Origin of the sequence: Thioalkalivibrio sp. ALE28, assembly GCF_000377425.1 — a bacterium.
Classification (GTDB): domain Bacteria; phylum Pseudomonadota; class Gammaproteobacteria; order Ectothiorhodospirales; family Ectothiorhodospiraceae; genus Thioalkalivibrio.
Genome location: NZ_KB898095.1, coordinates 212494 through 232225, shown reverse-complemented (window position 1 = coordinate 232225; position 19732 = coordinate 212494). Strand labels below are relative to the sequence as shown.

The 19732-nt window shown below is 68.1% G+C and carries 18 protein-coding genes; 12 read left to right on the top strand and 6 right to left on the bottom strand.

Features of this window, described 5'->3' with window-relative positions:
* Positions 1-4: 4 nt before the first annotated feature.
* The 8 genes from D105_RS0104990 to D105_RS0104955 all read left to right on the top strand — a co-directional run bounded on the left by D105_RS0104990 (position 5) and on the right by D105_RS0104955 (position 7026).
* A complete protein-coding gene (locus D105_RS0104990; RefSeq protein WP_018865979.1) occupies positions 5-427 on the top strand; it encodes a bacterioferritin in 423 nt (140 codons plus the stop codon).
* A 35-nt stretch (positions 428-462) separates the two neighbouring features.
* Complete coding sequence (locus D105_RS0104985; protein ID WP_018865980.1) at positions 463-744, top strand: 4a-hydroxytetrahydrobiopterin dehydratase; 282 nt, start codon at positions 463-465, stop codon at positions 742-744.
* Between the two features lie 59 nt (positions 745-803).
* Entirely contained in the window at positions 804-1439 is a 636-nt protein-coding gene (gene parA, locus D105_RS0104980) for a ParA family partition ATPase (RefSeq protein WP_018877705.1), read from the top strand.
* Positions 1436-1825, top strand: a complete 390-nt coding sequence (locus tag D105_RS0104975) for a hypothetical protein (RefSeq protein WP_018877704.1) — start codon at positions 1436-1438, stop codon at positions 1823-1825. Before parA ends, D105_RS0104975 begins: the two co-directional genes overlap by 4 nt.
* Before the next feature lie 58 nt (positions 1826-1883).
* Complete coding sequence (locus tag D105_RS0104970) at positions 1884-2687, top strand: CbbQ/NirQ/NorQ/GpvN family protein (protein ID WP_018877703.1); 804 nt, start codon at positions 1884-1886, stop codon at positions 2685-2687.
* A gap of 18 nt (positions 2688-2705) precedes the next feature.
* Positions 2706-5027, top strand: a complete 2322-nt coding sequence (locus D105_RS0104965; protein ID WP_018877702.1) for a nitric oxide reductase activation protein NorD — start codon at positions 2706-2708, stop codon at positions 5025-5027.
* Positions 5028-5384: 357 nt separating this feature from the next.
* Positions 5385-6362 (top strand): LysR family transcriptional regulator, encoded by a 978-nt coding sequence (locus tag D105_RS0104960; RefSeq protein ID WP_018865985.1) that lies wholly within the window; start codon positions 5385-5387, stop codon positions 6360-6362.
* A 97-nt stretch (positions 6363-6459) separates the two neighbouring features.
* Positions 6460-7026 (top strand): SgcJ/EcaC family oxidoreductase, encoded by a 567-nt coding sequence (locus D105_RS0104955; protein WP_018877701.1) that lies wholly within the window; start codon positions 6460-6462, stop codon positions 7024-7026.
* 53 nt (positions 7027-7079) lie between these two features.
* On the opposite strand, the gene D105_RS0104950 is transcribed toward D105_RS0104955, so the two are convergent.
* The 3 genes from D105_RS0104950 to treY are packed head-to-tail and all read right to left on the bottom strand — an operon-like array spanning position 7080 to position 13404.
* Positions 7080-8909, bottom strand: coding sequence for a glycoside hydrolase family 15 protein (locus D105_RS0104950; RefSeq protein WP_018877700.1), 1830 nt, complete (start codon positions 8907-8909; stop codon positions 7080-7082).
* Positions 8906-10684: a malto-oligosyltrehalose trehalohydrolase gene (treZ, locus tag D105_RS0104945; protein WP_018877699.1), complete on the bottom strand. Its 1779-nt coding sequence runs from the start codon at positions 10682-10684 to the stop codon at positions 8906-8908. Before treZ ends, D105_RS0104950 begins: the two co-directional genes overlap by 4 nt.
* Complete coding sequence (treY, locus tag D105_RS0104940; protein WP_018877698.1) at positions 10681-13404, bottom strand: malto-oligosyltrehalose synthase; 2724 nt, start codon at positions 13402-13404, stop codon at positions 10681-10683. The genes treZ and treY overlap by 4 nt, the downstream gene beginning before the upstream one ends.
* A gap of 226 nt (positions 13405-13630) precedes the next feature.
* Here treY and D105_RS0104935 point away from each other — a divergent pair, with 226 nt between their 5' ends.
* A complete protein-coding gene (locus D105_RS0104935) occupies positions 13631-14107 on the top strand; it encodes a hypothetical protein (protein WP_018877697.1) in 477 nt (158 codons plus the stop codon).
* A 97-nt stretch (positions 14108-14204) separates the two neighbouring features.
* A complete protein-coding gene (locus D105_RS0104930; RefSeq protein ID WP_018865991.1) occupies positions 14205-14519 on the top strand; it encodes a hypothetical protein in 315 nt (104 codons plus the stop codon).
* A gap of 110 nt (positions 14520-14629) precedes the next feature.
* On the opposite strand, the gene ettA is transcribed toward D105_RS0104930, so the two are convergent.
* On the bottom strand, positions 14630-16297 hold the full coding sequence (gene ettA / locus D105_RS0104925) for an energy-dependent translational throttle protein EttA (protein ID WP_018865992.1): 1668 nt from the start codon (positions 16295-16297) through the stop codon (positions 14630-14632).
* A 179-nt stretch (positions 16298-16476) separates the two neighbouring features.
* Here ettA and crcB point away from each other — a divergent pair, with 179 nt between their 5' ends.
* Both crcB and D105_RS0104915 read left to right on the top strand, forming a co-directional pair.
* The gene (crcB, locus tag D105_RS0104920) at positions 16477-16875 is read left to right on the top strand and encodes a fluoride efflux transporter CrcB (RefSeq protein ID WP_038032733.1); all 399 of its coding nucleotides are present in this window, start codon (positions 16477-16479) and stop codon (positions 16873-16875) included.
* On the top strand, positions 16872-17288 hold the full coding sequence (locus D105_RS0104915; protein ID WP_018877695.1) for a CrcB family protein: 417 nt from the start codon (positions 16872-16874) through the stop codon (positions 17286-17288). The genes crcB and D105_RS0104915 overlap by 4 nt, the downstream gene beginning before the upstream one ends.
* A gap of 77 nt (positions 17289-17365) precedes the next feature.
* Here D105_RS0104915 and D105_RS0104910 read toward each other — a convergent pair whose 3' ends face one another.
* A complete protein-coding gene (locus D105_RS0104910; protein ID WP_018877694.1) occupies positions 17366-18298 on the bottom strand; it encodes an isoaspartyl peptidase/L-asparaginase family protein in 933 nt (310 codons plus the stop codon).
* Positions 18274-19719 (bottom strand): sialidase family protein, encoded by a 1446-nt coding sequence (locus tag D105_RS0104905; RefSeq protein ID WP_018877693.1) that lies wholly within the window; start codon positions 19717-19719, stop codon positions 18274-18276. The genes D105_RS0104910 and D105_RS0104905 overlap by 25 nt, the downstream gene beginning before the upstream one ends.
* Between the last annotated feature and the right edge of the window lie 13 nt (positions 19720-19732).

The following is a 19732-nucleotide window of genomic DNA, read 5'->3' as shown; positions in this document are numbered from 1 at the left end:
ATCCATGTCCGATCCACGGATCGTGGGATACCTGAACCGCGCGGTCGCGCACGAGCTGTCGGCGGTGCAGCAGTACCTGGCCCAGGCGCGGCTGACCGCGATGTGGGGCATGAATGACGTGAGTGACTGCCTGCGTCGGGATGCCCAGGAAGAGCTGGATCATGCGGATCGCTTCATGACCCGCATGTTTCACTACGGGGTCGCCCCGAACGGCAGCCAGCTGGCGCCGGTCCGGCTTGGCCGCTCCATGGCCGAGCTGATGGCCCGCAACCGCGAGCTGGAGATGGAGGCAGTCCGTCTGTATGACGAGGCGGCTGTCTACTGCCGGCGCGTAGGCGCGGTGGACGATGCCGCGTTGTTCGAGAGCATCCTTGAGGATGAGCTGGAACACGTGCGCGAGATCGACGCCCAGGGCAGTCCCGCGTGATGCACGCGGACGCGGCAAGACGAGCGGAGTAGGCAATGGCGGATACCGATCTGGTGGTTCCGGCCGGGTGGGAGCCCGGCAAGGGGACCTCGGCGTCCATGAGCAAGCAGTTCACGTTCGAGCGCTACGGCATCACCCGGGAGTTTCTCGACCGCGTGGCCGAGCTGTCCGAACAGGACGGGTATCATCCGAACATCAGCTTCGGAACCACGTACGTGAACATCACGATTGACGCCCGAGACGGCGAACAACTGGGAGAGGGCGACAAGGCCTTTGCCCTGGAGGTCGATCGCCTGGCCGCTGCCACCACCGGCTGAGCCGGGGGCATACTTGACGGGCCGGGTCCGTCCCGGCCCCTTCCGCAGGAGGCTGTTGCGTGGGTTCGAGGGTAATCGCGGTAGTCAATCAGAAGGGCGGTACCGGCAAGACCACCCTGACCATGAATCTGGCCGCCGGGCTGGCGCGCCGGGGTCGAACCCTGGTGGTCGATGCCGACCCGCAGGGCTCGGCCGCCCAGTGGGCCCGCATGGCCTCGGATGAGCGGCCGTTCCCCGCATCGGTCTTCGCGGTAGCGGGTCCCCTGGATCGGGAGCTGAAAGCGCTGCGCAAGGATTACGAGCACATCGTGGTGGACTGCCCGCCGACCCTGGAGGGCGGTGCGGTCAACGGCGCGCTTGCAGCCTCCGACGAGGTGCTGATCCCCGTGCTGCCGTCTCCGGTCGATCTGTGGGGCAGTGTCCGAATGGGCCGGGGGCTGGAAGAGGCGCGCCTCAAGAACCCTAGCCTGCGCCCGTTTATCGTGGTCAATCAGCTCGAGGTCCGCAGTGCGCTGTCGCGCGCGATGAAGCATGCACTGATGGAGATTGACATCCCCGCCCTGGAGCAGACGCTGCGCCGGCGGGCCATCTATCGGCGCTCGGCGCTCGAGGGCTGTTCCGTCTTTGATCTGGGCAAGCCCGGCGAGGCCGCGGCGTCGGAGATCGAAGCCATCATCGAGGAGGTGTCGCAATGAGCAATCTGCAAGACAAGCTGGCAGCCGGCGTGCGCAGTGCACGCGAGGATCAGGACAAGGACAAGAGCCAGGACGCGGCCGCCAAGCCCGAAGCCTCGGCCCAGAAGGACACCAGCCAGGAGCCGGCGAGCAGCCAGCCGCGGGCCGCGGCCAGCACCAAGAGCGCTGCCACCAAGAAGGCGGCCACCACAACCCGCAAGGCACCGGCGCGCAAGCGCACGACCACACGGAAGAAGCCGGCCGCCACGCGCAAGTCCGGCGCATCGGCGCAGTCCACGTCCACCAGCCGGAAGTCGGCCGCAGCGAATAAGCCGGCGGCAAAGAAGACGCCCAAGGCGGACAACACCGGAACCGAACTGCATCCCGAGCGGATCTGGCCCGACTGAGGGCTGCGTTCCGGCGGCCGGGGCTTGCCCCGGCCTTTCTGATTGAGGAGTCGAAAAGATGCAGGACGAACTACGCGATCACCTGATCACCGAAGAGCCGTACTACCAGCCGACCGCGGACGAGGTGGAGCTGTACGAGGCGGCCTATTCGGTGCGCATGCCCATGATGCTCAAGGGACCGACCGGTTGCGGCAAGACGCGCTTTGTCGAGCACATGGCGTGGAAGCTGGGCAAGCCCCTGATCACCGTGGCCTGCAACGAGGACATGACCGCGTCGGATCTGGTGGGGCGCTACCTGCTGGACGCCGACGGAACGCGCTGGCAGGACGGCCCGCTGACCCAGGCGGCACGGCATGGTGCGATCTGCTATCTCGACGAGATCGTCGAGGCGCGTCAGGACACAACCGTGGTCATCCACCCGCTGACCGACAACCGCCGCGTCCTGCCCCTGGAGAAGAAGGGCGAGATGGTGGAGGCGCACCCGGACTTTCAGGTGGTGATCTCCTACAACCCCGGGTACCAGAGCCTGATGAAGGATCTGAAGGAGTCCACCAAGCAGCGCTTCGGCGCGCTGGACTTCAACTACCCCGATCACGAGACCGAGGCGCGGATCGTGGCGCACGAGGGCGGGATCAACGAGGAGATGGCCGGGAAACTGGTCAGTGTGGCCGAGCGCGCCCGCAACCTGAAGGGGCACGGTCTGGACGAGGGTATCTCGACCCGCATGCTGGTGTACGCGGCATCGCTGATTGCCAACGGGGTGGCCCCGCTGGCCGCCTGCCGTATGGCGCTGGTGCGCCCGATCACGGATGACCCGGACATGCGCGACGCCCTCGACTCCGCCGTCACGACGTTCTTCTAGACGCCCGCGCGGGATACGATGAGCATCCATCTGGAGGACTACCAGGACCTCCTCGAAGACCTCGGGGGACAGGCGGCCGAGGTGCTCGAGGCCTCGTGGCAGGAGGCCTCGCGTGCGTTCAGTGCCGCGGGCCTCAAGCGCTACTACCTGGAAGGGGCTCGCAGCCTGCATTCTCTCGGGCGTGGCTCGGAGATGGTGATCGCCTTCGTCCAGGAGACGCCGGATGTGGCGCAGGAACTGGGCGAGGACGCGGTCGGCGAGCTGGTCAGCTCGGCGATCAAGATGTACTCCAAGACCAGTGCCGCGGTAATCACCCTGCTGATCTCCACCAGCCCCATCGCCGCGCGGCGACTGGGGGACCAGGGTCTGTTCTCGGGCTATCTGCGCCTGGTGGACAACCTGCTGGGGCAGGCGCCGCGCGGCGTACGCCCGATGCTGGAACACCTCGACGAGCTCCTCACCCACCTCACGCTGGGGGGGCTGCGTCGCTGGGCGAGCTGGGGGGCGCAGGCCCACCGCACGGACCTGGAGGCTCAGATCGCCTATTTCGGCCTGGAGTCGCCGGAGTCCCGTTCGGTGTTCCAGAAGGAACGCCGCGGGACACTGTTCGTGGATGTCCAGCGCCGCATCAACCTCTATCTGCGCTCGCTGTGGGCGCGCGACTTCTTCATGCGCCCCACCAGTGGCGACTTCGAGTCGCGCGAGGGCTACAAGCCCTACATCGAGGGCTTCACGATCTTCCTGCCGGACGCCTTCGACGACTGGGAAGGCCTGACCGGTCTGGATCTCTATCGTGCTGCGGCGGCGCATGCGGCGGCGCACGTGGTCTTTACCCGCGAGATGCAGCCGGAGGAGGCCCCGCGCGGCGTCATCGGGGTGCTGACGGAGCTGTTCGAGGATGCACGCGTCGAGGGCCTGGCGACGCGCGGCTTCCCCGGCCTGCGCAACTTGTGGATCCCCCTGCACACCGCGACGCCCGACGATGGTGACGCCCCGCAGGCGCTGCTGGCCCGCACCGCGCGGGCCCTGCTGGACCCCGACTACCGCGACGATCACCCGTTTGTAGGCAAGGCGCGCGCGGCGCTGGCGGAGCGGGCGGAGGGCCTCGAGGCTGCGGGTCTGGCGCGCGAGCTGGCCGAAGCCCTGGCGTCCGAGTTCCCGGAAAAGGGTTACATGAATCCGCGGCAGGTGGCCCCGGATGTCCTCTACCGCGATGACAACCGCTATATCTGGGCCTTCGGCCGCGAGGAAGACGACTTCGAGACGCTGATGGCCAGTGGCTCGAACCAGGAGCGCGTCTACGTCACACCCATGGAGATGATCAACACCCTGGATGTCCCCGGGGCCGGGGATGATGCCCAGATGATCATGGTGCTGGCGACCGAGTGGTTCCGCGACGGTGAAGACGAAAGTATCAACCAGCAGGAGGGCAAGGAGCCGATCTCGCTGCCCTACCACTACCACGAGTGGGACTACCAGATGCAGCTGGAACGGCCGCACTGGGTCACCCTGTTGGAGCGGCGTCCGAAGAAGGGCGACGTGGAAGAGATCGACGCCATCAACGAAAAGCACAAGCCGCTGATCTCGCGTCTGAAGTTCCTGATCGAGGCAATGCAGCCGCAGGGTGTGCAGCGCATGCGCAAGCAGGCCGAGGGCGACGAACTGGACGTGAACGCCCTGGTCGAGGCACAGATCGATCTGCGTATGCGCCGCCAGCCGGACGAGCGGATCTACGTCCGCAATATCCGTCAGGTGCGCGACCTGTCCGTGCTGGTGCTACTGGATCTGTCCGAGTCCACCAACGAGCCCCTCGCCGATGGCGAGACGACCGTGGTCCAGCTGGCGCGCGAGGCCACCGCGCTGCTGGGCGGGGCCATCTCCAAGATCGGCGACCCCTTCGCGATCCACGGCTTCGCCTCCGATGGCCGCCACGATGTCGAGTATTACCGCTTCAAGGATTTCGATGCCCCCTACGATGATCACGCCCGGGCGCGGCTGGCCGGGATGAAGGGGCAGTTGTCCACGCGCATGGGCGCGGCGATCCGGCACGCCGGCCACCTGCTGCACCAGCAGGGCACGCAGAAAAAGCTGCTGCTGATCGTCACCGACGGCGAGCCGGCGGATACCGATGTGCGCGATCCGCAGTACCTGCGCCAGGATGCCAAGCGTGCGGTGGAAGAGGTGGGCAAGAACGGCGTCTACAGCTTCTGCATCAGCCTGGATCCGCAGGCCGACGAGTACGTGGAACGCATCTTCGGTGCGCAGCACTTCATGGTGCTGGACCACATCGAGCGGCTCCCGGAAAAGCTGCCGATGCTGTACGCCGGCCTGACCCGTTAGGGAAACACTGATTAATGTACACACTCGCGTTGGCACCCCAGGTTTTCCGAGACAAGGCGCGTCGTGCAGCGGGTAGTGGTTCTACCCGCAAGCGGCGCAACGCAGGATCGGGGAACCTGGGGTGCCAACCCCACAACCTATTGAGAGCAGGGGCTCGGCCGCTTTTGCGCGCGCACGGCGTTGCGGTTCCCTTGTGCAGAGTGACTGCACGGCAGTCACCGCGCCTTGTTCGCACGCAAAAGCGACTCGAGCGCGAGCGTGTACACTAATCAGCGTTTCCCTGGGGATCACGGTACTCGCATGGCCAAGACGGGGGGCAGCTCGACACCGCCGAAGGAGTCCAGCCTTCCGCAGGTGATGTTGAAGTCCGAGCTGCCCGCGCATCTGATCCGGCATGCGACCCTGCGCCAGTTGCAGGTGTTCGAGGCGATCGTGCGCCTGGGCAGTTTCACCCGGGCGGCGGAAGAGCTCTATCTGACCCAGCCGACCGTCTCCATCCAGATCAAGAAGCTCTCCGGTGCGCTCGGCCTGCCGCTGTTCGAATACGTCGGACGCAAGGCCTTCCCGACCGAGGTCGGGCTGCTGCTGTACGACACCTGCCGCGAGATGCTTGGGGCGCTGACCAATCTCGAGATGAAGCTCGCGGAGATGCACGGACTGAAGCGCGGGCGCCTGCGTCTGGCGGTTATCACCACGGCGCAGTATTTCGCGCCCACGATCCTCGGGCAGTTCGCCAAGCGCTATCCGGATATCGAGCTGTCGCTGGAGGTCAGCAACTTCGACCGGGTGCTGGATCGCCTGGCCAGCAACGACGATGACCTGTACATCATCGGGCACGTACCCGAGCGGCTGACCGATATCGCCGTCTACCCGTTCGCGCCGAACCCGCTGGTGGTGATGGCCAGCCGCGACCACCCGCTGGCGGGGCAGCGCAACATCCCGATCGAACGCCTGGAGCAGGAGACCTTCCTGATGCGCGAGCCGGGTTCCGGCATCCGCGAGGCGACCCTGAAGCTGTTCCAGGAGCACGGCATCAACCCCACCGTGCGCATGGAGCTCGGCTCCAACGAGGCAATCAAGCAGGCGGTCATCGGGGGCCTGGGGATCGCCGTGCTGTCGCTGCATACCCTCAGCGCGGAAGGGGCCGGGGGGCCGGTCGCGCTGCTGGATGTGGAGCATTTCCCGATCCATCGCCAGTGGCACATCGTCCACCCCAGACAGAAGGTCCTGTCGGTGGTCGCCCAGACCTTCCTGGATTTTGCCATCCAGGACGAGGCGCGGGTGCGCGGTCAGGTCGAGGACCTGCTGGCCGCGTTCAAGGCGCAGGCGAGCTGACCAGGCGGCCCGCGACCGGCGCCCTGACAGCCCCTCCAGGGTCCCTTATAATTCACGTTTTATCCGGCCGGCAATGGCCGTATGCGGAGATCAGTCAGTGACCACGAGCAGCCGGCCGCGTATCAGCGGCACCCAGTTCATCAATGCCGACGAGTCGCCCCGTGCGCGCCTGAGCCTCAGCGCCTCGCATCGCGACCAGCACCACCCGGTGACCGGGACGGGTGGCGATCCGGCGTTCGGCGCCATCGACACCCCGCCGAACGAGAGCTGCGTGGTCTGCGCCCCCGCGACCCGCCGCCTGGCCGAGGAACTGTTCGAGGGCTGGAACGACGCCCTGCAGACCGGGGATGCGCGCAAGGTCACCGAACGCTATGCCGAGGATGCGGTCCTGCTGCCGACGGTCTCCAACGTCCCGCGAACCACGCACGCCGAGATCCAGGACTACTTCGAGCACTTCCTCGAGAAGAAGCCCTTCGGGACGATCAACACCCGCAACGTGAAGCTCGGCTGCAACAAGCTGACCGACGCCGGCACCTATACCTTCCGCGTCACCGACGGCGGCGAGACCAAGGATGTCCCCGCGCGCTACACCTTCGTCTACGAGAACCGCGACGGCAAGTGGAAGATCGTCCACCACCACTCCTCGATGATGCCGACTGACTGAGCCGGGCCCGGCGCCGCTCCACTCCGCTCTGCATCCGGGTGTGGCTTGGGCCCTCAGGGCCCGTTGGTGCTGGCGTTCTTTAACGCCCGTGCGAGCTTGATGCCGGTCGCGATCAGGCCGACGTGGCTGAAGGCCTGCGGGAAGTTGCCTAGGAAGGCCCCGCTGGCCGGGTCGATCTGTTCCGGCAGAAGGCCCAGGTGGTTGGTGCGTTCGCACAGCGAGTCGTAGAGTGCCTGGGCCTCGTCCAGGCGACCTTGACCCAGCAGGTTGTCGGCCAGCCAGAAGCTGCACAGCACGAACGCGCCCTCGTGTCCGGGCAGCCCGTCCGGGGATTCCTCCGGCAGATAGCGGTAAAGCAGGCCGTTTCCGGCACCCAGGCGTCGCACGACGGCCTCGGTGGTGGCGATCATCTTCGGGTGATCCGGGGGGATGACGCCGCGTCCCGGCAGGGCCAGCAGGCTCGCGTCGATGCCGCCGCCACCCAGATGCTCGGTGAGGCTCTGGAGTTCGGGGTCCCAGGCCTGCTCCAGGATCGCTTCGCGGATCTGCCGCGCCTCGGCCCGCCAGAGGGCGCTGTTGCCTTCCATGCCATTGGTCTCGGCCAGCGCGGCACCGCGCTCCAGCGCGACCGCGCAGAGGGCGGCGGAGTAGGTAAAGGGGCGCCCGGCCGTGCGCACTTCCCAGATCCCGTGGTCGGGGTTTTTCCACTCCGTGTTGGCGGATTCGACCAGGCGCCGCAGGCGCCCCCACAGGTGATCGTCCAGCGTGCCGCCCCAGCGGACCCAGCGCCAGGCGCAGTCGAGGATCTCGCCGAACACGTCGTGCTGGCGCTGCTCGACCGCGCCATTCCCCCAGCGTACGGGGCCCGAGCCGCGGTATCCCTCCAGTTCGGGGTCGCTGCGCTCGGGTTGCGGGAGGTGGCCATCCACGTCGTACAGCACCCGTGGCCAGCCTGCGCGATCGACCGCGTCCAGGGCCCAGCCGATGAAACCGGCGGCCTCGTGGGTCATGCCGATATCGCTCATCGCATAGACCGAAAACGCCGCATCGCGGATCCACGCGTAGCGATAGTCCCAGTTGCGGGGGCCGCCGATCGCCTCCGGCAGGGAGGAGGTGGGGGCCGCGATCATCGCCCCGGTGGCGGTGTAGTCCATCAGCTTGAGGGTGACCGCCGAGCGGCGGACGAGCTCTTCCCGGGGACCTTCATAATCGAAATGCCGCATCCATCGTCTCCAGACCAGCAGCGTGGCCTCGAGCAGTTCCTGCGGGGTGCGGGCCTGGAACCGGTGCGTGTGCGGCCCCCAACCGAGCAGCAGGTGATGCTGCTCGCCGGCCTCGAGTTCATGCAGGCTGTCCAGCGCCTCCAGTGGCAGGGAGGTGTTCAGCGCCAGGTCCAGCTCCGGCTGGTGGTGCAGGGCCAGGCGCAGGCCGGCGCCATGCGGCGCAACGGTCGCGCCACCGCGGGGCGCGATCTGCACTCGCAGACGTACCCGGCCCTCCAGCACCTCGATCCGGCGCAGCAGCTCGTTGCGCCCGGCGGGGGCGTCCTCGGAAAGGTCCGCCCCCGCGCGCAGGGGCAGGCAGTCGGTGATGCGAACCCGGCCCTCCGGGCCGGTCATCTCGGTAATCAGTACGGCGGTGTCCGGGATGTAGCGCTGGTGCGAGGCGATCAGCGGTTCCGGGGCCACGCGGAAGGCACCACCGCGCTTTTGGTCCAGCAGGGCGCAGAACAGGGGCTCGGAGTCAAAGCGGGGCACGCACATCCAGGGGATGGCGCCGTCGCGGCCGACCAGCGCGGCGGTGGTGCAATTCCCGATCAGGCCGTGGTCTTCGATGGGCAGGTAGCCGTCGATGCGTTGTACGGGACGGTCGGACAGCGTCACTGCATCACTCCCTCGCCACGCAAGGTGGCCCAAGTGGATCGGTCAGTCCCCAGGATGACCACGGATTCGCCGGGCAGGGTCAGGCGATCCGAGTCCACCACGATACCCGCATCGGAACACAACAGGCTGTGCAGCCCCCGGGCCCCCGGGCAGTGCAGGCGCTGCGGGGCCGGGGTCAGATTGCAGGCCAGCAGCAGCCCCGGCCGCTGTATCTCCAGCCAGCGCGCCGCTTCGTCGAAGCGCACCTCGATCGACTCCAGGCGGTCAGCGGCGAAGGTCCAGTGGGTGTGGCGCAGGGCGATCAGCGCGCGATACCACCGCAGGATCCGGGCATGGGGTGCGCGTTCCCGCTCGTCCCAGTCCAGCCGGGAGCGTACGAAGGTCTCGCGGGATTGTGGATCGGGGATGTCGCGGGGATCGCGCAGGAAGGCCGCGAACTCGCGCTGGCGGCCTTCGCGGATCGCCCGTCCGAGCTCGGCATCGACATGATCGGTGAAATACAAAAACGGGGCGGTGGCCGCCCATTCCTCGCCCTGGAACAGCAGGGGCACGAAGGGACTGGTCAGCACCAGGGCGGCCCCGATCTCCAGCAGGCCGGGGGCGAGTTGCGCACCGATGCGGTCGCCGCGCGCCCGGTTGCCGATCTGGTCATGGTTTTGCAGGCAGCCGATGAAGCGCCGCCCGGGCAGGTCGGACGCCGGGCGACCGTGGGTTCGCCGACGGTAGGGCGAGTAGCGGCCGTCGTAGGCGAGGCCCCGGGTCAGCACCCGGGCGAGATCCGCGAGGTCCCCGAAATCCGCGTAGTAGCCGTCGGACTCGCCGGTCAGCAGGGCATGCAGGGCGTGGTGGAAGTCCTCGTTCCACTGCGCGTCCAGGCCGTAGCCGCCGACCTCCACCGGCCGGGTCACGCGCGGGTCGTTGCGGTCGTTCTCCGCGATGATCACCAGGTGTCGTCCGAGCTCACGCCCCAGGTGCTGCACCTCGGCGGCGAGTTGTTCGAGGAAATGGGTGGCCGAGGTATCCACGATCGCGTGCACCGCGTCGAGGCGCAGGCCGTCGAGGTGGTAGTCGCGCAGCCACATCCGGGCGTTGTCGATGAAGAAGCGGCGCACGGCATCGCTGTCCGGGCCATCGAGATTGATGGCTTCGCCCCAGGGGGTCTGGTAGCGGTCGGTGAAGTACGGGCCGAACTGCGCCAGGTAGTTGCCGTCCGGGCCGAGGTGGTTGTAGACCACGTCCAGCAGCACCGCGATGCCCCGGCGGTGGCAGGCATCGACCAGACGTTTCAGACCCTCGGGGCCCCCGTAGGCATGGTGCGGGGCGTACAGTGCGACCCCGTCGTAGCCCCAGCCGCGGTCGCCCGGAAACGCCGCCACCGGCATCAGTTCAAGATGCGTGATGCCGAGCTCGACCAGGTGGTCGAGGCGCTCGATCACGCCGTCGAAGCTGCCCTCGGGCGTGAAGCTGCCGACATGGATCTCCTGGATCACCGCCGCGGCCAGCGGCGGCGCCTGCCAGCCGGCGTCGTGCCAGGCGAAGCGGGTATGGTCCAGCCAGCGCGACGGGCCGTGCACGCCCTGCGGCTGCCAGGCGGAGCGCGGATCGGGGAACGGGCCGTTGCCGTCGACGCGAAAGGCGTAGTCGCTGCCGTGCACCATTTGCTCTGTCTCCAGCGACCACCAGCCGTCTGCCTGGCGGTCCATCGGCATGCGATGGTTACCGCACTCCAGTTCGATCCGATTCGCCTCCGGGGCCCACACGCGCACGGTCGTCATGGCATCGGCTCCTCGCGTTCGAGGAGGGCCAACGGAAACGTTGCCAGGATCTCCGCGACCGGGTGCTCGCCGCCTTGCAGCGTCATGCCGCACAGGCGGTTGTGCCAGGTGCCGGGCGGCAGTTGGAGCCGGGTATCGCGCCAGTCGCCCGCGAGTCCGAGTACCAGGCGCGGGACCAGGACCAGCGCCCCGTCGCCGCGCAGGTAGGCGACCACGTGACTGGCGCGTTCGCCGCTGGCGCGCAGTGGGGTGTACGCGGCATCCGGGCCGAGCCATTCCGGGTGGCGGCGGCGCAGGGCCAGCGCCTGCTGCACCACCCACAGCTTGGGCAGGCCCTCGTCGGCGCGCGCCTGGATCTGCGCCGGGGTCAGGTGCTGGAGCTCCTCCAGCAGCCGGGCACGTGTGGCGAAATCCACCGGGCGGCGGTTGTCCGGATCGACCAGACTCAGATCCCACAGCTCGGTGCCCTGGTAGATATCCGGGACCCCCGGCGCGGTCAGCTTGATCAGGGTCTGTGCCAGGCCGTTGGTGCGGCCGGGTTCGACCAGCGGCCGCACGAAGACCTCCAGCGAGGCGCGAAATTCCGGGTCTTGCAGGGTGGCGATGACAAAATCGCGCAGGGCCTGCTCGTAGTCTTCCTGCGGATGGGTCCAACTGGTGTGCTGTTTGGCCTCGCGCGCGGCCTTTTCCATGTAGGCGGTCATGCGCTCGGTGTCGATTGGCCAGGCCCCCACCAGCGTTTGGTAGTACAGGTATTCGGTGGCCGCATCCGGCCATTCACCGGTGTGGTGACGGGTATTGTGGTCCATCCAGTGGCACACGGTCCGGGCCCAGCTGTCCGGTATCTCGGAGAGCAGCAGCAACCGGGCGTGCACATCCTCGCTGCGCTTGGTGTCATGCGTGGAGGTGGCCAGCATCGACTCGGGGTGGCGGGCCTGCGCCCGAGCGGTGGCGTCATGGAACTCGACCACCGACCACCCGAATTGCTCCGGGTTGCCGCCGACCTCGTTGAGCGCCACCAGCCGGTGGAAGCGGTACAGCGCGGTATCCTCCACGCCCTTGGCCATCGCCGGGCCGGTCAGCTGCTGGAAGCGCAGGGCCAGCTCGGTCGCGTGCTCGCCGGGGATGCGCAGCAGGAGCAGGTCGCGCAGGAACTGCAGCAGTTCGCTGTCCAGTTCCGGGCGACGCTCGGTGGCATTCGCCATCGCGGTCTCCACGCAGTCCACGTCGGCCGCGGTTACACCGCCCTCGCCGGGTTGTACGTAGGTGCGGTACACGGGAAAGCAGGCGGCCGCCTCCAGCAGGGCGAGGTACAGCTCGTGGCGGGTGTAGTCGCGGTGGCGCCGGTGCCGCTCGCAGATCGCCACGAACAGCGAGCTCAGGCGGTTGAGTTCGCTGCCGAGCAGGTCCTTCAGTACCTGGCGCTTGCATTCGTAGACCAGCTCCGGGTAGTCGGCGTTTTCGCCCGCGAGTTCCTCGAACAGCCGCGTCAGCGGGGCCTCGCCGGCCGGGTCCACGAACAGCCCCTGCACGCGGTTGAGGAAGTCGTAGCCGGTGGTGCCGGCGATCGGCCAGTCGCCCGGCAACGGCTCGCCGGGCTCGAGTATCTTCTCGGCGACGATCCAGGTGTCCGGACAGGCGCGGCGCAACTGGCTGAAGTACTGCCCGGGATCGCGCAGGCCATCCGGATGATCGACCCGCAGGCCATGCACCGAGCCTTCCGCCACCCAGCGCACCGGCAGTGCATGCACGGCCCGAAAGACTTCCTCCTTCTCCTGGCGCAGCCCGGCCAGGTCGTTGATGTCGAAGAACCGCCGGTAGCCGAGGTCGCGCCCGGCCGTGCGCCACCAGGCCAGCCGGTAGTTCTGCTTCTCGATCAGCGCGTCCAGGGCATCGGGATCGGCGTTGATCCGGGCTACCTCGGCCGCGATGGCCTCGGCGGCCGCCGGGTCGTCGCGGGTGATTTCGTCCAGCAACTGGCGAATGACGCCCTGGTCGCGGTGCCGGCGTGCTACCGAGTCGCGCCCGGTGAGCTGGGGCTGCGGGAGGCGTGCACAGGATTCCGCGAGAAAGCCCAGAAACTCGATGCCCGTGGCGCGACCGGCACGGTCGAGCAGGTCATTGAGCGAGGATGGATCCAGCGGGAAGCGGTGCTCGTAATAGGCAAGATCGAACAGTCCGCCATCGTATTGCAGCCGGATCTCGCCGGCCTCGAGCACACGGCCGTAATGATCGCCAAGCACCGGGAGCAGGACCTTGTTGGGCCAGCGCTCCTCCGACGACTCCCAGTCCACGTCGAAATGCATCGCGAACCGGCTGGACGGGCCGTTCTCCAGCACATCCCACCACCACGGGTTCTGGTCTCCGGCCACTGCCATGTGGTTGGGCACGATGTCCAGCACCAGCCCCATCCCGGCAGCCGCCAGCGCCGTGCACAGGCGCTGGCGCGCTGCCTCGCCGCCGAGTTCGTCGTTGACCCTGGAGGGGTCGACCACATCGTAGCCATGGCTGCTGCCGCGCACCGCCTGCAGGATCGGCGAGAGATAGACATGCGAGATGCCCAGCCGCGCCAGATAGGGGACGACCTCGGCGGCGTCGTCCAGCGTGAAGCCCGGGTGCAGCTGCAGGCGGCAGGTCGCGATGCGTTCGGGCTGCACGCGCTGCCCTTCGCGGCGCTCGGCGGCGTCCGCGCTTGCTGTGCTGCCGAAGGATTCCTGCATCGCCCTCCGCCCCGACGCTTGACCGCCCCGCAAACGGGGCCCTGCTCAGCGACTGCGTCATGCAAATATGGACCAGATTCCGGGGGAAGGGAATGCATGCCCGACCGCAAGCACCGATCGGCCCAGCGCCAGCGGTTGAGAGCGACCCCCTGCCGGGCCTCGGGGGGTGCGCAGTGGAATGGGGTAAGCTTCCATTCCGTACCCATCCCTGCAAAGGAGTTCCCGCATGCGTCGTGCGCTGGTATTGCCTGGCGGTTTGCTGTCGGTGTTGGCCGTTTCTCTGGTTTCCGTGAATGCGCAAGCGGCCGAGGCCGCGACCCTGATCCTGGATGGCGAGGAATACGTGCTGGAGATGGAGGTCTGCGATTTCTCCGGTGATGCGGATGATCGCTACCAGACGCTGGTGGCGCGCGCCGATACTGACCGCGGCCCGCTGCGGGTGTTCGCCTCGCGCAACGAGGTCGCCGGGATGCTGACGCATTCGATTTCGGCCCAGTTTGGCGATTTTCGTGCGGGGGGCGAGGTGCTGGAGGCCAATCGGACGCGCATGGGCGGGCAGTGGATCAGCGTCGCCGGCGGTGCGTCGGAGCCGCTGATCCGGATTGATGGCGGTGAACTGTATGCCGAAGGCCGGTTCGTCGATACCGGGATGACCGCCGAGCCAGTGGACGGGCGCCTGACCGCCAGCTGCGATCGCCGATAAGGTTGGCGGAGCGGCTGCGGCCGCTGCATGATTTCCCAGCTGTTGGGCGTGCATCCGCCTGACTCCCTGACGTGTCGAATTTCAGGAGGCCTCCGGGATGATCAAGGAATCGGACTGGAAACGGTTCAGCCAGTTGAAGAAAACCGCGCTGGATCGCTACTGCGAGCGCGCCCTGGCCGATTGCCGGGCGGCAATGGAACAGGAAGACCGCTCGAATCACGAACGCTTTCTGGATCTCTATCAGCAGTTGAACGAAGCGAACGAGCGGCTTGCATTCATCTTCGATGGCCATGCCCGCTCGAAGGCGCTGGATCAGTTCCTGTGCATGCGGCGCGAAGGGCTGATCGAAGATGCAGAGCTGGAAGGCTTTACGGAGGCATTCCTGGAGCAGACCCGGCCGATTCGCCCGTAGCCTCGGCGCAGGCCGGCCCGATGCAGCAGGGATTGGCGATGGCCATATGGCCAATGTTCCGGGAGCGGAAAGACGAAGGCCCGGCGGGTGCCGGGCCTTCGGGGGGGAGGTCAGGAGGCGAGTCGCTTGTATTTGACCCGGTGGGGCTGGTCGGCCTCGGCACCGAGGCGCTTGTGGCGGTCTTCCTCGTATTCCTGGTAGTTGCCGTCGAAGAACACCACGTTGCCGTCCTCCTCGAACGCGAGGATGTGGGTGGCGATGCGGTCCAGGAACCAGCGGTCATGCGAGATCACGATCGCGGAGCCGGGGAAGTCCAGCAGGGCCTCTTCCAGCGCGCGCAGGGTCTCGACGTCCAGATCGTTCGTCGGTTCGTCGAGCAGCAGGAAGTTGCCGCCGCTTTGCAGCAGCTTGGCCAGGTGCACGCGGTTGCGTTCCCCGCCTGAGAGTTCCTTCATGCGTTTCTGCTGGTCGGTGCCCTTGAAGTTGAAGCGGCCGACGTAGGCGCGTGACGGCATCTGGAAGTTGCCGACCTGGATGATGTCCTGGCCGTTGGAGATCTCCTCCCAGACGGTCTTCTCGTCCTGTAGCGCGTCGCGGCTTTGGTCCACGTAGGCCAGCTGCACGGTCTCGCCCAGCTCGATCGAGCCGTCGTCCGGCTGGTCCTGCCCGGCAATCATGCGGAACAGGGTGGTCTTGCCGACGCCGTTCGGGCCGATTACACCGATCAGCGCGCCGCGCGGCACGGAGAACGACAGGCCCTGGTAGAGCACACGGTCGCCAAAGTGCTTGGACAGGTTCTCCACCTCCAGCACCTTGTCGCCCAGGCGCGGGCCCGGCGGGATGTAGATCTCCTTGGTTTCGGAGCGCTTCTGGTAGTCGGTCGAGGCGATCTCCTCGAAGCGCTTCAGGCGCGCCTTGCTCTTGGCGCCGCGGCCCTTCGGGTTGGAGCGCACCCACTCGAGCTCGGACTCCATCGCCTTCACGCGGGCGGCCTCGGCCTTTTCCTCCTGCTTCAGGCGCTTTTCCTTCTGTTCCAGCCACTGCGAGTAGTTGCCCTGGAACGGGATGCCCTGGCCGCGGTCCAGCTCGAGGATCCAGCCGGCGACGTTGTCGAGGAAGTAACGGTCATGGGTGACCGCGACCACGGTGCCCTGGAACTCCTGCAGGAAGCGCTCCAGCCAGGCCACGGATTCGGCGTCCAGGTGGTTGGTCGGCTCGTCGAGGATCAGCATGTCCGGGCTGGACAGCAGCAGGCGGCACAGGGCCACGCGGCGGCGTTCACCCCCGGACAGGGTCTTCACGTCGGCATCCCACGGCGGCAGGCGCAGGGCGTCCGCGGCGACCTCCAGCTTGCGCTCGAGGTTGTGGCCATCGGCGGCCTCGATCTTTGCCTCCAGCTCGCCCTGCTTGGCGGCCAGGGCATCGAAGTCCGCATCCGCCTCGGCATAGGCCGCATACACCTGATCCAGCTCGGCCAGCGCCTCCTTGATCGGGGCCACGGCCTCTTCGACATTGCCGCGCACGTCCTTGCTCTCGTCGAGCTGCGGCTCCTGTGGCAGGTAGCCAATGTTGATGCCCGGCTGCGGCCGCGCCTCGCCGACGATCTCGGTGTCCACGCCCGCCATGATGCGCAACAGGGTGGATTTCCCCGCACCGTTGTAGCCCAGCACGCCGATCTTGGCGCCCGGGAAGAAGTTCAGGTTGATGTCCTTGAGGATGTACTTCTTCGGCGGGACGATCTTGCCCACGCCGTTCATCGTAAAGATGTACTGCGCCATGATGCTCCTGCGACCTAAGCGGTTTGAATGAGGGGCGGGCCACTGACGACCCGCGCTGGGTCCGCACTTTACCATTCCGACGAGGGTGAAGCCCGAATGCCGGAGGATTTCGACGCCCGCCCGCGCGCTGGCCGGCCAGGGCGCTCGACAGCCTGGCCGGTGCCGCTGACAATGGCGCCATGATGGCGTGGTGGGAGGGCCTGTTGCTGGTGGGAGCCGGGGGTGCGCTGGGGGGGCTGGCGCGCTTCTGGCTGTCGCAGTGGATCGACAACCGCACCGGGGGCGGCCGCTTCCCGTGGGGAACGCTGGCGGTGAATGCCTCCGGTGCGCTGCTGATCGGGCTGGCGCTGGGCTGGGCCTCGGGGCCAGCGTGGACCTCCTGGCTCTGGCTGTTGCTGGTGGTGGGTGGGCTCGGCAGCTTCACCACGGTCTCCTCGTTCAGCCTGCAGGTGGTCGGGGTCGCGGAGCAGGACGGGCTGCGCCAGGCGCTGGTCTACGTCGTGCTGACCCTGGGCGGGGGGCTCGCGCTGGTGGCCATCGGGCACGCGCTGGGCCGCCTGGCAGGGGGTGCGGCGTGACCGGGTATTCGCTGCGGCTCTCGCTGTTCGTGGTGCTGGGGGCCGCGCTCGGCAGCATGGCGCGCTACGGCGTCTCCTGGACCGGGCTGCACCTGGCCGGAACCGGCTTTCCCTGGGACACGCTGGCCGTGAACGTGGCCGGGTCGTGGCTGATCGGGCTGTATGCGGTGATCAGCGCGCCGGGCGGCTGCCGCCCGGCCGACCCGGTGTTTCGTCATTTCATGCTGGCCGGTGTCTGCGGCGGTTTCACGACCTTCTCGGTGTTCAGTCTCGAGAGCCTGTGGCTGATGCAGTCGGGTGCTGCAGGCCGCGCCGGGCTTTATGTGGCCGTGTCCCTGGTGTTGTGGATCGCGGGGGTGTGGCTGGGCAGCCGCATGGGGCGGCGCTGGAACGCCACTGCGGCGCAGGGTTGAACCCCGCGGGGCGTGAGACTGAGTGCCGTTTCACGACCCGCGCGTCGGGTGATTCCGCGGTCGCTGGCGTGGCCCGGTCAACGGGCCGGCGGTTCGATGCGGGTCCGGCTCGGGCCCGCGTGTTCGATCCAGCCGTGGAGCATGCGCGGGGTGGTGGTGCCGGCCGCGCAGCGCCCGTTGCGGTCGATCACGATGGCCCCGCCGTAGCCCGCGAGCCGCTCCCGCAGGCGCTGCAGGCTCGCGTTCAGGGCCTCGGCGGCGCTCAGTCCAAGATATTCGACACGGTCGGCCAGTTCCCGGGCAAACACACTGCGCAGGAAATGCTCGCCATGCCCGGTCGCGGAGATGGCGGCGCTGTGATCGTCCGCATAGACGCCGGCACCCGGGATCGGCGAGTCCCCGACACGACCGGGGCGCTGGCCGGTCATCCCGCCGGTGGAGGTTGCCGCGGCCAGATGGCCGTGGCGATCGCGCGCGACCGCGCCGATAGTCCCGGGCGTGGGTTCGTCATGATCCAGTGTGACTCGGCCCTGGCACAGGGCGCGCTCCAGCTGTTCCCGCCGCTGCGGGGTGATCAGGGTCTCCTCGTCCACCTGCGGCATCCCGATCTCGCGGGCGAAGCTGGCGGCGCCGTCCGCGACCAGCAGCACATGTTCCCCGTCGTCGAGGATCGCCCGCGCCAGGCGGATCGGGTTGGCAATGCCGCGAACCGCGGCGACGGCCCCCGCAGCGAGAGCCGCGCCATCCATGATCGCGGCATCCAGTTCCACGCTCCCGTCCCGGGTCAGGGCGGCCCCGGTGCCGGCGTTGAACAGCGGGTTGTCCTCGAGCCGCGCCGCGCAGTACTCCACGGTATCCAGGGCGGTATCGCCCCGCGCCAGCCGCTCGCGACCGGCCTCCAGTACCGCGTGCAGCGCGGCGTGGTAGCGGCCGGCGGTCTGTGGATCCCCGGCCTCGCGGATCTGCCCGGCGCCGCCGTGGATCATCAGCGAGAAGGGTTCGGATGGCATCCGTCCTCCTCGATCTGGCCGCGGATCAGCAGGATGTCGCTGTGGCTTGCCGGGATGAAGCGGCTCTGAGCAATGGCGATAGCCCCGTGGCGGTTGACCGCCATGCGTCGCTTCAACTGCCCCTGCAGGCCCCCGCTGTAGGGGGTGTCGAGCGTGCCCGGGACCGCCTCGACGGGTCCGAACCGCGCGGACTTCAGCGGCGCGTGGGTGAATGCCAGGCCCCAGGGCCGATCGGTCGGGTGGGGATAGCGCTGCCAGACCAGATACAGACGCCGGTCGTCCCGGGCCAGAGTCGGGAAGCCGCCAGGCCACTGATCCGCGTCGATCCGGGTGGGCGGTGCAAAGTCCAGGGTGTCGGCGTCTGCGCGACTGACGTGCACGCGGCGGAAATGGGGCTGCCGGTAATCCTCCAGGTCGTTGGCCGGGATCGCCCCGAAGGCCAGGTGAACAACGCCCTCCGCGTCCACCACCAGCGTCGGGGCGTCGGCATGGCCCGGGTGCTCCAGCGCGGTGGCCGGTTCGGAAAAGCCGGCGTCCAGGTTGTTCGAGTGGGCGATCCGGATGTCTGCGTACGGACTGTCACCCTCCGACCAGGCCAGCAGCACGCGACCGGATGGCGCCTGTGCCAGGGTCGGGGCGCGGGCCGGCACCGCGGGGTCCGGGTTGACGGTCACGGGTTCGGCGAAGGAGGCGCCATGATCCGCGGAATAGGTGACACGCAGCGGACCCTGGTACTCGGTCCAGGCCGCGACCACCTCGCCGGCGGTCGTCAGCAGCAGGTCCAGGCTGCCGTTGTCCCAGCGCTGTGCGGTGATGCGGCCCTTGCCGGCGCCGTCGCGCGAACGGGACAGGTTCTGGTGCTCCTCGAACGAGCGCCCCCCGTCGCGGGAGCGGGCGTACAGGATCTCGCCGCCGTGGTCGCCGCCGGTAAACAGGATCTCCTGCCACAGCAGGTGCACGTCGAAGACGTCGGCGTCGTCCGGCGTCGGTTCGACCGCGATCCGCGGCAGCCAGGAAAAGGTGCCCGGCTCACCACTGATCCGGGTCGGTCGCTCGAAGACCGCCCGGCCGTCGCGGTCGTAGCGCTGCAGGAACAGGGCCTGCTGCGCCTGGTCGGCCCAGACGACCAGCGCGTCGCCATGGTCATTGATCGCCACCGAGGCATCGTCGACATAGCGAAAATCCGAGGCGTTCATGCGCCAGGGGCCGCGGAAGGCCTCGCCGCGCGCGACCTCGACCGGCTCCTCCCAGGCGACCCGGGATTCGGGTGCGTCTCCCGCCAGGGCCGCTGGCCCCCACAGGGCAAGGGCGAGCGCGCACAGGGGGCCCAGTGCGGCCCCGATCGGGTGCAGCGCAGGGGGCGTATGAACGCTGGCGTTGGGGGCGGGGTATCGAGTTACGGGCGTGTCTGTTGCGGCCATGGGCAGCCTCCCG

Excerpts from the sequence above, each read along its gene's own strand:
- D105_RS0104990 (WP_018865979.1), top strand. The coding sequence starts at position 5 with ATGTCCGATCCACGGATCGTGGGATACCTGAACCGCGCGGTCGCGCAC.
- D105_RS0104985 (WP_018865980.1), top strand. The coding sequence starts at position 463 with ATGGCGGATACCGATCTGGTGGTTCCGGCCGGGTGGGAGCCCGGCAAG.
- D105_RS0104975 (WP_018877704.1), top strand. The coding sequence starts at position 1,436 with ATGAGCAATCTGCAAGACAAGCTGGCAGCCGGCGTGCGCAGTGCACGC.
- D105_RS0104970 (WP_018877703.1), top strand. The coding sequence starts at position 1,884 with ATGCAGGACGAACTACGCGATCACCTGATCACCGAAGAGCCGTACTAC.
- D105_RS0104965 (WP_018877702.1), top strand. The coding sequence starts at position 2,706 with ATGAGCATCCATCTGGAGGACTACCAGGACCTCCTCGAAGACCTCGGG.
- D105_RS0104960 (WP_018865985.1), top strand. The coding sequence starts at position 5,385 with ATGTTGAAGTCCGAGCTGCCCGCGCATCTGATCCGGCATGCGACCCTG.
- treZ (WP_018877699.1), bottom strand. The coding sequence starts at position 10,684 with ATGACGACCGTGCGCGTGTGGGCCCCGGAGGCGAATCGGATCGAACTG.
- treY (WP_018877698.1), bottom strand. The coding sequence starts at position 13,404 with ATGCAGGAATCCTTCGGCAGCACAGCAAGCGCGGACGCCGCCGAGCGC.
- D105_RS0104935 (WP_018877697.1), top strand. The coding sequence starts at position 13,631 with ATGCGTCGTGCGCTGGTATTGCCTGGCGGTTTGCTGTCGGTGTTGGCC.
- D105_RS0104930 (WP_018865991.1), top strand. The coding sequence starts at position 14,205 with ATGATCAAGGAATCGGACTGGAAACGGTTCAGCCAGTTGAAGAAAACC.
- ettA (WP_018865992.1), bottom strand. The coding sequence starts at position 16,297 with ATGGCGCAGTACATCTTTACGATGAACGGCGTGGGCAAGATCGTCCCG.
- crcB (WP_038032733.1), top strand. The coding sequence starts at position 16,477 with ATGATGGCGTGGTGGGAGGGCCTGTTGCTGGTGGGAGCCGGGGGTGCG.
- D105_RS0104910 (WP_018877694.1), bottom strand. The coding sequence starts at position 18,298 with ATGCCATCCGAACCCTTCTCGCTGATGATCCACGGCGGCGCCGGGCAG.
- D105_RS0104905 (WP_018877693.1), bottom strand. The coding sequence starts at position 19,719 with ATGGCCGCAACAGACACGCCCGTAACTCGATACCCCGCCCCCAACGCC.